Source organism: Sinorhizobium sp. CB7, from assembly GCF_041357635.1.
Classification (GTDB): Bacteria; Pseudomonadota; Alphaproteobacteria; order Rhizobiales; family Rhizobiaceae; genus Rhizobium.
In genome coordinates, this window is record NZ_JAULLL010000003.1 from 402052 (window position 1) to 415336 (window position 13285).

The following is a 13285-nucleotide window of genomic DNA, read 5'->3' on the forward strand; positions in this document are numbered from 1 at the left end:
GCCCTCCCGTCGGAAGCGGACGCGTTGCCGGCAGCCATGCAAGCTCTATGACCCTCAGCAGTCTCTCCCAACCGATCGGACTGATATGTTTCGCGCCGAGGGACGACGAGCGAGAGGCTTCTCGCTCGTCACCAGCGTTCAAGGCACCAGGTCAACGACCTTCGAGAAATCGAGGTTGGCGGGAGGGATCCATGCCGGAGCTTGTGCCGGTTCCATGTACGGTTTTGCGGTGAGAGCATGGCTATCATCCACGACCGACAAAGAAAACTCGCGCGACCAAACGGTACCCGTCCCCTTAAGGAAGAACCCAAATTGCATTGAGACCCCCTCGTTTGGTACGTCAATGACGACTTTCCGCTGGATCCAGCTACTATCGCCAAAAAGCCACCCCATGTCAGGGCACTCCTTCAGGTTGTCAAAGGCCAGAATGTTGCCAGGAGACCTGTCTACCCGCACCCAGATCGTGGCCCCATGCGACACTCCCTCGGTCGCAAGGTCGGCGCGAACTTCCAAACGCCTTCCACGGAACGGAACGGCTGACACGGTTTGTGCGAGCGTTCCAAAGACGCGTTTGACGTCTCGATAGCGAGTCGGCCTCCTTCCGCTGTACCTTATCATCGCGGCGCGGCGGCCTGATCCGCGGGCGTTGTGATCGACGCCGTAATCAAATTCCGTCGGATGCTGTCCCACGAAATCCCACGCAAGCAATGCCTGCAATCGTCTGGCCTCTGCAGCGTCGGCCTGTTTGATGAGGGCTGAAAGCGTGTTCCAGTTGTTGAGCCCGAATTGCTTCGCTACGAGGTCGAGACTTTCACCGTGAGAAATGTCGACCTTTCTCTCACGCAATACGGCTTCGAGTACTTTTGCCATGCTCTTGGCGTCTCGGCAGGTGTGCATAATTTTTCCCGTGATGGATGGGACCATTCGGCCAGTGCTCACATTGCTGACGGACCGATCTCTCGCGAGAAATTGATGGTCAATCTGATGCTTTCACCATCCTCGACGGGTGTGAGCGGCCGGCAGCATCAACCTTGATCCACAATTTGAAACGAGCTCTGATTCTCGTCAAGTACGTCCACGCACTATCATGGCTGTTGTCGGTGACTTGCAGTCAGTCATCAGAGATGACTTTTGACAGCGGGCTCCCAATTTGATTGTGCCGCCAAATCTATCCCCATCGATCTTGAGTACGGAGAGCAGATTTGTGAAAGAGGCCAATGAATCTTGGCGGTCTTGTTGAGGAACTGCGAGGCAAGATCGTCCGGCAGAAGAATTTGCCGCCTCAGCCACCGTTCGACCAGCTGGCATAAAAGAAGGCAATGTAGCCACAAAAGCTGATGGGAAGGCTCGCAAATCCGCACCATCGTCCGAGCGGGCGCCAACGAATTGAAATCATTGGCACGAAATCCCCGCAAACAGATGCCAAACGACAGCGCTCTCAACTGACCGTTTGCTCGACCTGTCGGGTCCGTCCGAGTAAGCTGGCACGGATTTTCTCAGCCTTGCTCAGGGCCGCCGGGGCACAGATCGGCTCCGTTTTGGCACCACCAGCTTCGACGGCGGTTCGTTTCAGATTTAGAAAGCGCTGCTGCGCGACAAGCCGATCTTCAGCCGAAAGCGGCCCGAGAGGTTTGCCATCGATGTCATGGCGCATTGAGTCGGGTTGGGCGCTCGCAAAATAGTAACGTTTCGCATGGAGGTACGCCCCAGTTGCGCGTCGCAGCGCGGTAGATCCGGCATCAGGCTTCAGCAGAGGACGGATTTCGTTCCAGAGGCCGATCGCGAAAGGTCGGATAGGATCGCCAGCTTTGACCGGAAGAATACCGATCGGGCGGACCAACAGAGTGTTGATCGCCTGCGCCTTTAGAACATCGAGCTCGGTTGCCGCAATCGGTCCACGACTGACCGTCCAGGGTCTATCCATCAATTATACCTCTCTCTTCAACCACTATGGGCTGATTATGAATTGAATTTGACATGAGGCGTTGAAGACTAAGCTCTGCGTGCCACAACATAGACGCTTTATCGGAGACTCTTAAACGAATCGACGCCGCGTATCAGTCTCGTTTCTCGCGCCCAGCTTCGTCGAACAGCCACTTGCAAAACTGATCTGCGTCGCCTCTGTCCGGATTCCGGTTCAGGACGTAATAATACTCGCGCTTCAGAGGCCGGATGCCGGGGATGCGCAGTAACGAACCGTTTTCCAGATGGGCATTAACCAATGGATATCCAGCGAGCGCAACGCCCTGACCCTCAATCGCGGCTTGAACCATATTTGAGTACGTGTTGACTTGGATGCCGGACCGTTCGGCTGGCACCTTCAGGCCTTGGCTGCGAAACCAGTTGTCCCATCGCGCTTCAGCCCGATAGCTTCCGGACAGTAGCAGGAGGCATTCTGCCAGAAGGTCTTGCGGAGCCGACATGGCCGTTCTGGCATCATACTTGGGGCTGTATACCGGAAATATTTCCTCTTGCATCAACGGCCGCCAATCCATGCCACTCGCCGGAACCGGCATGTAGCGAATAGCGATATCAATGTCCTCTGATGCCAGGTCGAGATAGTGGTCCGAGACAACGACGTTAATACCCAAGTCTGGGAACTTCGAGCCAAACGAAGCCAGCCGAGGCATCAGCCAATATGTCGCAAACGCCGTCGTTACCGTGACCGACAGTCTCTTAGCCGCAGGACCGCGCCTTTGTTTCGCCAAAGCTTCGGATATCGCGCGAAGGGCAGGATCGATGGCCAGTGCAAGCGCCTCGCCCGCCGCAGTGAGGGTGACGTTTCGGTGATTGCGGACAAAGAGCTTTTGTCCAAGGTTCATTTCAAGGTCGGCGATCTGGCGACTCACCGCTACCCGGGTGAGACCCATCTCCTCGGCCGCACGTGTAAAGTTATCGAGACGGGAGGCAGCCTCGAACGCGATCAGATTCTTAATGAGAGGAAGGTCTTTGCGGAAGCTTGCCATATAGCGGAGGTTAACGATTTGCAGGCTCTTTGGCAACTTCAAGGGAGGCGCGCGATGAAAGGACATGACTGGCGGGAAACCAGTAGGCACAATTGATCTCGACAGGAAGTGGCGCCAGTTCCTCAAAATAGGAAAGACGGCGCCATCCGCTAATGCGCGTCGGGGAGGGGACGCAATGTGCGCCCTTCCACCTCACGCCGTGTCGATGATCTTGTCCTGCGAGGGATACGAGTGTCGCGACGCCTGCGTGCCGCCAACGTGCACCCTTGTGTAAACCGGGTCAGCCGAGCAGGCTCCCGCACACCCCTGCGACCTTACGACGTGATTTCATGGGAGATAGCTGAAGGCCCATTCGTTATAGCTTCCCTGACCGCGATACCACAGAACCTTTTCGCCCGGCTCTTCGTCGTGGTTCCAGCGCGTCGGCGTTCCGATCTTGGTCGCCTCGCGCACGAGCAGTCGGCGGGCCTGGCTGAGGAGAATGTCGGCCGTCAGCTCTCTTTCATTCCACTTTTCGCGGACGATAGTCTGGAGGCGGTCTTCCGCGTCGGCGTGGTCCGTAGTGCCCGAGAGATTGCGTCGCTCGTGCGGGTCCGTTTCGAGGTCGTAGAGAAGATTGCCGTCGTGGGATGACGAAATCAGCTTGTAGCGACCCTGGCGGACCATAAACATCGGCACCGGTGTGGCTTCGGCCAGGTATTCAGCGAAGACCGTCCGCTTGGGAGGTCCCATTTCCGCGTCAAGAAGACCAGTCAGATCGACGCCCTCAAGAAGCTCCGTATCGGACCGCCAAGGGCTCCCGGTCGCCAGGCCCATGAAGGTGGGAAGCAAATCAACGAGTGACGCAAGCTCCGAAACCCTTTGAGGTTTGATCCAAGGGGCATTCAACAATAGGGGCACCCGCAGGGCAGGTTCGAAGAAGTGCTTCTTGAACCACATACCGCGCTCGCCCAGCATTTCTCCGTGATCGGAAGCGAAGACGATGGCGGTATTTTGTCTGGCCCCGATGGCGTCCAGCGTCTCGAGGATCTTCCCGATCATGCTGTCGATATAGCTGATCGAGCCATAGTATGCCCGGCGCGCGCGCAGGATGTCTTCGTCCGCAAACCTCACGTCGAGCATGCCGAAGTCTTTCAGCAGCCTGACGGAGTGGGGATCATGTTCCTGTTCCGACATGGCGTCGACCGCAGGCATTGGAATTTCGACCCGCGCATACAGGTCCCAGAATTCCCGCCGGCAAAGATACGGTTCGTGAGGATGCGTATAGGAAACCTGAAGGAAAAACGGTCGTTTGTCCTCGGAGCGGGCGATGTTGTAGAGGTGCTGGATCGCCTGGAACGTCACGTTTTCGTCGAAATCGATCTGGACGCTGCGCTCGCAGACCCCCGAAATCAGCACCCCTCGCGCATCGTTTGTGTCTCTCTTGCCCTCGTTTCTCCAGTTCGGGACCCAGCTGAAATCCGCAGGGTAAAGGTCCGGCGTAAGACGTTTTTCGAAACCGTGATATTGGTCCGGGCCGATGAAGTGCATTTTTCCCGACAATGCCGTCTGGTATCCCGCAGCCCTCAGGTAGTGGGCGTAGGTCGGGATCGATGCAGGCATTTCGGCGGCATTGTCGTATGCGCCGATCGTGGAGCACAACTGCCCACCGGCCATGGAAAAGCGCGAAGGTGCACAAAGCGGGAAATTGCAGTATGCCGTTTCGAACACGACCCCGGTATCCGCCAAGTGGTCGATGTACGGCGAATGGCAAACGAGGTCGCCGTAGGCCTTCAGTGAACCCGCCGTAAGCTGGTCGACTTGAATGAACAGTATATTGGGCTGGCTCGACACAATCACTTCCTTCCGAAAATCCCGAGCATGAGCCCCGCAGGCCCGGTCTCGTACCATTTCTTGTGCCCGCGATCACGGGCCGACGTTCCAAAACTCTGCGAGATGCGGTCGATGACGATCGCAAGAAACACGATGCCGAGGCCGCCGACGGTTGCGAGGCCCATGTCAAGTCGCCCGATTCCCCGTAGGACCATTTGGCCGAGACCCGTGACGGATATCATCGAAGAGACGACGCTCATCGACAGTGCAAGCATCACGGTCTGGTTGACCCCGGCCATGATCGTCGGCATCGCCAACGGCAGTTCGACTTTCATCAGGGTCTGAAGTTTGCTCGCGCCGAAGGCGTTGGACGCCTCGACCATATCGGGGCGCACCTGTCGGATGCCCAGATTCGTGAGCCGGACCACCGGGGACAGTGCGTAGATGCAAGTCACGATCACGCCCGACACGTTGCCGATCGAGAAAAGCATGACGATCGGCACAAGGTAGACGAACGATGGAATCGTCTGCATCAAATCGAGGATCGGGCGGAGGATCATCCAGAACCAGTCGTTCTTGGCCGCGGCGATGCCCAGGGGAATGCCCACGAGCGCACAGAAGATCACGCAGGTCAGAACGATCGAAAGGGTGGTCATCGCCGGCTCCCATGCGCCCATGAGGCCGATCCCGAGCAGCGCCGCCGCGCAGAGGCCGGCCAGCTTGCGCCCGCCGCTTTGCCACGCCGCCAGAACGATCACGGCATAGACCAGCAAGTCCGGAGCGCCGGTCAAAGTTTGTTGCAGGGCCCGCAGCACCACGTCGAACGGAAACTTGATTGCCTGGAATATGAACCGGTATTCGACAACGACCCACTGAAGAATCAGGTCCACCCAAGTGCCGACCGGTACCCATTCCTTGTCGAAGATATTATACAAATTCATATGCTTCGCCTTAGCCACGTAGCGCGCGGAGCGCGGCAGATATCGTTATTTGCCCGATGGGGATGCCGTCGCGGTCCACCACCGTCACCGGGGACTGGTCATCGACGAACTCGTTCAGGACGCTGCCGAGTTCGAGGTCCTGAGAAATGCGGCGTTGGCCGGCCACAGGGTAGTCGACCGTGTTCATGATGGTTTTGGCGCGAATGAGATTAGACTTGGGAACCCCTTTCACAAACTCACGCACGTAATCGTCCGCCGGGTTCAGAACGATCTCTTCCGGACTGCCGATCTGAACGATGACACCGTCGTTCATGATCGCGATTTTGTGGCCGATCCTGATCGCCTCGTCCAAGTCGTGAGTGATGAAAATCGTCGTCTTTTGCAGTTGGCAGGACAATTGCAGGAACTGATCCTGCAACTGTCGCCTAATCAGTGGATCCAATGCCGAGAACGGCTCATCCATGAGCAGAATCTCCGGGTCGGCGGCAAGAGCTCGCGCGATCCCGACCCGTTGCTGCATGCCCCCGGAAAGCTGATCCGGGTAGTGATTGGACCATCCATCGAGGCCCATGGCAGCAAGTGCCCGTTCGGCGACCTGCCGGCGCTTGGCCTTCGGAACCGAGCGACATTCGAGGCCGTACCCCACGTTGTCCGCAAGGTTTCGATGCGGCCACAGCGCCATATGCTGGAACACCATCCCGATGGACTCGGATCGCAGCCTGCGCAGGGACTTGTCATCCATGGTGTCCACGCGGACACCGCCGACCTGGATTTCTCCCGAAGTGGGTTCGATCAGACGGTTTATGTGCCGAACCAGGGTCGATTTACCGGATCCAGAAAGGCCCATGATGCAGAAAATCTCACCGCGTCTGACGGAGAAGCTTGCGTCGCGCACCCCCACGATGCATCCGAACCGATCCCGGACGTCAAGTTTGCTGAGCTGCTCTTCTCGGACGGCCCGCGCAGCCTCCTTGGCGCGCGCGCCGTAGATTTTCCAGAGATTGCGGCATTCGATCTGAATGTCGTCCATGCTGCTTCTTTCAATTTTTTCGCGACGGAACTGCGCGATCGCAGGAAAAATCAATGAGAGGCCTTTGCCGCCTCAGCTACCCAGTGATCAAATTCGGCTTGGTGCGCCGCCACCCAGCCTTCGGCCTGCTTGCGGATTTCCTCAACTTTGACATTTCCCTGCTTTAAGCTCACCTGCGCTGCGTTCACATCGGCAATCGGGATGGTGACAAGCTCAAGGAAACGCTTCGCCGATGGATTTTTTGCCAAGAATTGATTATTCGCAACGATGTACACATCACCGGTGATGAACCCGTAGTTGGTGCCGTCCGCGTTCTGAGTATCCATGCCGGGCAGCGAGGAAGGGACCTGAAGGCGGATAACGTCTTTACCTTCGACGAGCTCATCGGCGATCCAGTTCGGCGTCCAGGTGTAGTAGAGTACAGGGTTTCCCTGTTTATAGCGGGAGATCACATCAGCCATGATGGCGAAGTAACTGCCCTGGTCGTGTTGAACGCGATCGCGCAGTTTATAGTAATCCAAATGCTTTTCGATCATACCCTCACAACCCCATCCCGGGTTGCATCCGGCCAAGTTCGCTTTCTCATCTCCGTCCGTGTCGAACAGCTTGGCGACTTTCGGATCCTTGAGCTGGTCGATGTTTGTTATGTGATAGGCGTCAGCGGTTTTCTTGTCGATATAGTATCCCTCGGTGGTCCCCGAGATGATCACGTGCAGCCGTGTCATGACGGCGTCGCCTCCTGCCTTCTCGTAGAACGCGGAATGGGTCGGTTTCCAACTCCCTGCGGTGTAGTCGGCGTCACCGGAAGCCACGGCCAGATGGACGGCCGGGAAATCCGCCTCCTGCGTCTCCGCTACGGTGTAGCCAAGCCTCTCCAAGCCGATCTGGACGATGAGGTGTTGGAACCAGGCGTTTGCGGGTGTGCCTTTGATCGGTCGAACTGTAACGCCTTCTCCCGGAAGACTGGCTGAAAAGCTGGGCGGTGCCAGCGAAAGTGTGAAGCAAATTGCGGCGACGACGGCTTTCGATAAAAGAATGCGCATTGGAAACTCCCCTCGATCCGAGTTGTTTTTTCGAAAGTTCGCAATAACGCCTGTTGATGTAAAGCCGGGAATTTATTTGCGGATTGATAACCTGAAGTATACGCAAGGACCTTTAGTCCTGCGATACGCATTGTCACTTACGGTCATTGAATCGGGCGCGCTGTATTGATCGAGGTTCGGCATTAATATCTGCTACGACACCAATTTTCCCGAACGATGCGTCGGCTCCGCCAAAATCCGTGGGTGCAAGTCCCCGAAGAGAATGGATTTACGGCGTCGACACGCATGCTCGGCGAATTGCCACCGACCCGCGGAGATCAAGCGTGGTCGTGGCGCAAATCAGTGGATCACGTGACAATTCTAGTCAATGTGTCAACAAGGCGAACGAAATCATAAAAATGGTTGTATGCTGCCGCGGACAGCCGGAGCCAGACCGATCGGCCGAAGTTTCGCAGTTCCCATGGCCGTCATCGAGAATGAGATGTGGTTGGGTAATGACAGGCTTTTCATGGCAGGGGCATGGCTAAGGGACGCTGCCCTGCGATGAATTCGAGCCTTGTTTCTTGGATCACCGTACGGAACCAATCAGCGCTAGATGATGGAGCAGGGCTGTACCCGCACCGCCGAGCAGTACAATTGGTACCGGGAGTCTTGGCAACAGGACGACAGCGGCCGCGGAAGAAAACGCAATCATCAGTGTCAGCGGGCCGCCGTCCGCCAATTGCACGATGGCAATAACGCTGCTGATCACGAGCCCGGTCCCGACCGGCGCCAGACCATGGCGAAAGGCACGGTGCCAAGCCTTTTGCCGATGAGCGTTCGACAGACGGAACGCAGCGTAGCAAACAAGAGAGGACGGCAGGAAGAAAGCAAGCGTCGCAACGGCGGCGCCCATCCAGCCGGAGACCCGCCAGCCGATGAGCGTGGCAATCATCGTACCAGGGCCCGGCGAAGCCCGGGAGATGGCGAAGAGCTGTACGAAGTCCTGGGCGGAGATCCATCCACGCACCGCGACGATTTCGTGCTGGATCCCCGAGAGGACACCGATACCGCCCCCGATCGAAATCAGCGAAAATGGCGCGAAAACGGACACCAGTCCGATCAGGTGATCGTCATCACGCATTCCTGCCTCCCCGCCGCCATGCGATCACGATACTAATCGGAGCGACAATTAATGTGACGAGGAGGAGAGGCAGCTTGAGAATGCCTGCACCAAGCACCACGGCGGCGATGACCACGAGCATCGCAGGATGGTTTCTTTCCCGCCTCACGCCGCGCCAGCATAGATTGAACAGAAAGCCGACCGCGGCGGCCGCGGCACCTCCCAAGGCGACGTCGAGGGTCTCAGCCTGGGGAATGGCGCCGACAATGCCTGCCATGAGAATGACGGAGAAGAAGGGGCCGACGAGCAGGCCGAAAACTGCTACGGCCGCACCGAGCGGACCGCGCAGCTGTTCCCCAAGGCAGATAACCAGATTGGCAACGTTGCCACCGGGCAACATCTGGCCCATGGCAAAGCTGCTCGCAAAGTCTTCATCACTGATCCAGCCGCGGCGCAGGACGAAATCCTGGTATACCCAACCGGACAGTCCGCCGCCGAAGCTTAGCAGCCCCAGTTTAAGGCAGGCGAGAAACAGGGTCAGCAGATTAACGCCGACGACGGGTTCATCGACACGCGTGGTCATGGCGAAGGTCTCCGCCGTGCTGAGAATATTTTAGTCACTCGAATCTCGACCAGATTTTTTCGATCGCTGCAAACTGTGCGGCGTCGAGCGGTCCAGCGGACGACGCGGCTGCCGCCACATTAATTTGATCGGCTGCAGAGAACCCGCCGATCAGCGTGCTGACGCCAGAATCGCTAAGGATGAATCGATAGGCGAGTTCGGCGAGCCGCATGTCGTTGGCCTGCGCGATCTCTTGGAAACGGCGGGCACGTGCGAGTTCGCCTTTCGCCTCCAGCTTTCCGATATCCTTCCGGCGAGCGAGCGGATGGGTTTGTTGTCCCGCCACTAGATTGTCGGTCAGCAAGCCGCCTGCAAGCGGGCTGAAGACCGCAATCCCGGCACCAGCGGCCTGCGCTGCGCCGATGACGTTGCCGTAATCGGGCGCCGGCCGCGGACAGGGTCCAAAGCGGCCTGCGGTAGGATTAAGCAGTGTGTAGGGAAGGTTGATCAGGTGAAAAAGCCCGGTTTTCAGCAGAGTTCCTACCTCGGAGGAATCGTTGCCCCGGCAGATGAAACCGGCGTGGCGAGCCTTACCGCTTTCCAAAATGCGGCGCACTCCCTCGATAGCCCCGCCCGGTCTTAGGTAGTCCTCCAGCCAGAGTGTTCCGTAATAGGCTCCCTCCATCACACGGGGCTGCGCCACCGGCCCGTTGTGTATCTGCAGGATGTCGATGGTGTCGACCTGAAGCCGGCGCAAACTGTCTTCGACCGAGCGGACAATATGGTTGGAGATGTCTTCAAGATTTTCGGCGCGGATTTCCACCTTGGTGGTGATGACCGGCCTGGCCCCCAATTCCTTCAATGCCAGTCCGAGATTCTCCTCGGCTTTGCCATCTCCATAATCGGGCGCATTATCGAAATATGTGATGCCCCGTTCCAGCGCCTGGGCGATAACACGCACCTGCTCGGCGGCCTCGCCACTTACCATCAATCCGGCATTCCCCCCGCAGCCGAAGCCGATTTCGGAGATCGAAAGATCGGTGGCGCCAATACGTCGTTGTCTCATAGAAGGTCCAATCACTTGATGACGGGCGGCAATCCAAGGCCGCAGCGGAATGCTCGAGCGTCCAAGAACATACGCCCGCTGCTGCAAGCCATGCCCCCCGACGTCGGGGCGGCATCGGTCGATGAATTCCTGCTCATGCGGAAAAAGAGACGGCGGAGCTGCCGTCACATTTCGATCACTCGGGCCGAATGGAGGCTGGGACTGTCAAGCCCGTTATCGGTGCGTATTATGCATAACACGCTGCGGTTGTGAGCGACCGTGATGCGCGCAATCACCTCGTCGCCGACAACCGGTGCCGACGGCGAGAGGACAATGGACTCGACGTCCATGGTCGGCACCTGGTCGATCAGTTCCTTGACTACGCCGTCAATCGCGTCGTGAATGGCCGACATGATCAGACGCTTTCGACCGATCTCGTTTCGGCCTCGCGTGCCAGATGATATTCCTCGATCCGCCGGTGCAGCGCCTTGACCTCCTCGATGAGCGGGCCGTACCGATCCGCATCGTCATTGGCGAAGCCCTTGTGGTAGTATTTGCGGAAAGCGTGTTTGTGGAACGACTCGGCCTTGCCTGCGGTCGGCTGAAGCATATCCGGGCTCTTGGCGAAGGTGTTCATCGGTTCGAGACCCAGCTCTACGCGCTTGATCTGCTCGTCGAGCTGGCGGCGCAGAACAACGATCGGGATGTCGGTGCGGCCCAACAGCTCTGTTGTGCGGTCCGCAATCGGGCCCTGCGCAACCCACACGATCGCATCCTGCGCCAGCACGTAATCAAGAATGGCGTTGCCGTTTTCGTCGTACTGGGGCGGTGCGTAATAGGGCACGACGTCCTGCTTGGGTACTTCGACCCCTTCGGGGGCAGCATAACACTGATAGCAGATGTGGTAGGTATGGGTATCGTCGATCGGCACCCGGATCTGGTATTCCGACCGCGGCGCGCCGCTTCGGCCAGTCTGGGTGTAGAATGGGAAGATCACCGCCGAGTGCTCTTGATCCTTGTCCTCGTCCGCTCCCAGCGCCTTGGAATAGCGGATCCCCTTGCGGAAGCCGAACTCACTCTGCTCGGCGTAGAGTTCCTTGATGCCGATGCCGACCTTCTTGCGCTGGTGCAGGGTGTGGAGCTGATCGGCGCTGTGATGCTCAAAGCCTTTCTGGCGGCTGAGCGCGTATTCGAACAAGTGGCCATGCGCCCATGCACTGTGGGCCGGATCGCCGGTGTTTTCCTGGCATTGAAGCCAATTGCAGTCGAGAACCGTGATGCCGATCTGGCGGATGGCGTTCGGCAGAACGAATAGGTCCCAGCGCGGCAGGTCGGGCGCCGGCAGCGGCCCCATGTAGGTGAAGACGAGCCCACCCAGTTCCCGCACCGGATAGCCTTTGAGCTTCTGCTTGATCTCCGCCTGTGGCGCGCCCTCCATTGGGCGTTCGACGCATTTGCCGGTCTCGTCGAACAGCCAACCGTGATAGGGACACCGAAGCCCGCATTTGTCCGGAATCCCATACTGAAGATCGACGTTTCGGTGAAGGCAGCGATCGCCGATGAGACCAAGGCCGCCGCTGGTATCCTTGTAGAGGATGAGATCTTCGCCAAGGATACGGACCTTGCGAACCGGATTCTCCAGAAGCTGTGCATAGGGCGCGATTGGTATCCAATATCGGCGCATAAGCTCGCCGCATGGTGTGCCGGGCCCAACCCGGGTCAAGCGATCGTTCTGTTCCTTGCTGAGCATTTGCTTCTCCCAAAATTGCGAACGCCGGAAATCGATATCCCGGGGCGGATCCTTCAACGTTCGATACGTTGTTCCGCGCGTGGAAAGCCACGCCGCGCGCATGCTATGCCGTTGCTGAAATCAAGGCGTCGTGCCTTGGCCGACATACTATTAGCGAAGAAAATCGTTCTGTCAAGCAGACCAAATTCTGCTAGACGGAATAGCGAGGAAGTGGTAAATGAAAAAAATGGACACTGTAAACGAAGAGAGCGATGTAGGCAGGGAGCGGGTCGAGGCCGTCGAGCGCGCCATCGCTTTGCTGCAATGCTTTTCGGAGCCGGGAGAAAGCCTGACACTATCGGCGCTTGCCCAACGGTCAGGCTTTTACAAGAGCACGATCCTCAGGCTTGCCGGTTCGTTGCTCCATACCGGCTTCCTCGATCGCAGCAGCGACGGGCGCTACCAGCTCGGGCCAGAACTCCGGCGGCTGGGCGAGCTATGCCGTTCGAACTTCACGCTCGAGGGTGTCATCCGGCCCGTGCTGCAGCACCTAAGCGCAATCACGCAGGAAACTGCATCCTTCTACGTTCCGGATGGCGACGAGCGCGTCTGCCTGTATCGGGTAAATTCGCCGCGCAGCGCCCGGCATCACCTGGAGGAAGGGACCCGTCATCCACTCGGCTCCGGCGCGGCTGGCGTCCTACTGACCTGGTTCGGCGACGAGTCCGATAATCCGAGCGCGGTCGAACTGCGCGAGACGGGCTCAATTGTCTCGAAGGGCGGACGCGACGAGGATCTGGCAGCGGTCGCCGTGCCGATCACCAATATGTCCGGAGAGCTGATCGGATCACTTTCGGTCTCCGGCCTCATCGGCCGGTTCACCGATGAGCGGATCGCCACGGCGCGGGCATTGCTCAAGGACGCCGCCGACGGGCTGAGACCCCGTCTGCCCCGTCTCGAGCAGATCAACCTGCGCCGATCGAACGAGTAATCAGACAGCGCCGGCGCGCGAGGATGCGAGCAGCCTCCAATGGACGCCAACAGGGAGAGAGAAT

General features: G+C 58.2%; 13 protein-coding genes. 1 reads left to right on the plus strand and 12 read right to left on the minus strand.

Going from position 1 to position 13285, the window contains the following annotated elements; translation table 11 throughout:
- Positions 1 to 138 precede the first annotated feature (138 nt).
- The 12 genes from AAE029_RS08945 to AAE029_RS09000 all read right to left on the minus strand — a co-directional run bounded on the left by AAE029_RS08945 (position 139) and on the right by AAE029_RS09000 (position 12251).
- Complete coding sequence (locus AAE029_RS08945; RefSeq protein WP_371072462.1) at positions 139 to 924, minus strand: glyoxalase superfamily protein; 786 nt, start codon at positions 922 to 924, stop codon at positions 139 to 141.
- Between the two features lie 514 nt (positions 925 to 1438).
- The gene (locus tag AAE029_RS08950; protein WP_371072463.1) at positions 1439 to 1924 is read right to left on the minus strand and encodes a ProQ/FINO family protein; all 486 of its coding nucleotides are present in this window, start codon (positions 1922 to 1924) and stop codon (positions 1439 to 1441) included.
- 133 nt (positions 1925 to 2057) lie between these two features.
- The gene (locus tag AAE029_RS08955; RefSeq protein WP_371072464.1) at positions 2058 to 3056 is read right to left on the minus strand and encodes a LysR substrate-binding domain-containing protein; all 999 of its coding nucleotides are present in this window, start codon (positions 3054 to 3056) and stop codon (positions 2058 to 2060) included.
- Between the two features lie 237 nt (positions 3057 to 3293).
- Complete coding sequence (betC, locus tag AAE029_RS08960) at positions 3294 to 4799, minus strand: choline-sulfatase (protein WP_371072465.1); 1506 nt, start codon at positions 4797 to 4799, stop codon at positions 3294 to 3296.
- A 2-nt stretch (positions 4800 to 4801) separates the two neighbouring features.
- Positions 4802 to 5719, minus strand: a complete 918-nt coding sequence (locus tag AAE029_RS08965) for an ABC transporter permease subunit (RefSeq protein ID WP_371072466.1) — start codon at positions 5717 to 5719, stop codon at positions 4802 to 4804.
- A gap of 10 nt (positions 5720 to 5729) precedes the next feature.
- Complete coding sequence (locus AAE029_RS08970) at positions 5730 to 6749, minus strand: glycine betaine/L-proline ABC transporter ATP-binding protein (protein WP_371072467.1); 1020 nt, start codon at positions 6747 to 6749, stop codon at positions 5730 to 5732.
- Between the two features lie 50 nt (positions 6750 to 6799).
- The gene (gene proX, locus AAE029_RS08975) at positions 6800 to 7792 is read right to left on the minus strand and encodes a glycine betaine/L-proline ABC transporter substrate-binding protein ProX (RefSeq protein WP_371072468.1); all 993 of its coding nucleotides are present in this window, start codon (positions 7790 to 7792) and stop codon (positions 6800 to 6802) included.
- A gap of 568 nt (positions 7793 to 8360) precedes the next feature.
- Complete coding sequence (locus AAE029_RS08980) at positions 8361 to 8915, minus strand: chromate transporter (RefSeq protein WP_371072469.1); 555 nt, start codon at positions 8913 to 8915, stop codon at positions 8361 to 8363.
- On the minus strand, positions 8908 to 9477 hold the full coding sequence (locus AAE029_RS08985; protein WP_371072470.1) for a chromate transporter: 570 nt from the start codon (positions 9475 to 9477) through the stop codon (positions 8908 to 8910). The genes AAE029_RS08980 and AAE029_RS08985 overlap by 8 nt, the downstream gene beginning before the upstream one ends.
- 34 nt (positions 9478 to 9511) lie before the next feature.
- A complete protein-coding gene (locus AAE029_RS08990; protein ID WP_371072471.1) occupies positions 9512 to 10609 on the minus strand; it encodes an aldo/keto reductase in 1098 nt (365 codons plus the stop codon).
- Positions 10610 to 10686: 77 nt separating this feature from the next.
- Positions 10687 to 10914 (minus strand): hypothetical protein, encoded by a 228-nt coding sequence (locus AAE029_RS08995; RefSeq protein WP_371072472.1) that lies wholly within the window; start codon positions 10912 to 10914, stop codon positions 10687 to 10689.
- Between the two features lie 2 nt (positions 10915 to 10916).
- Positions 10917 to 12251 (minus strand): Rieske 2Fe-2S domain-containing protein, encoded by a 1335-nt coding sequence (locus AAE029_RS09000; protein WP_371072473.1) that lies wholly within the window; start codon positions 12249 to 12251, stop codon positions 10917 to 10919.
- 217 nt (positions 12252 to 12468) lie between these two features.
- On the opposite strand from AAE029_RS09000, the gene AAE029_RS09005 reads away from it, so the two are divergent.
- The gene (locus AAE029_RS09005) at positions 12469 to 13221 is read left to right on the plus strand and encodes an IclR family transcriptional regulator (protein ID WP_371072474.1); all 753 of its coding nucleotides are present in this window, start codon (positions 12469 to 12471) and stop codon (positions 13219 to 13221) included.
- Positions 13222 to 13285: the final 64 nt, after the last annotated feature.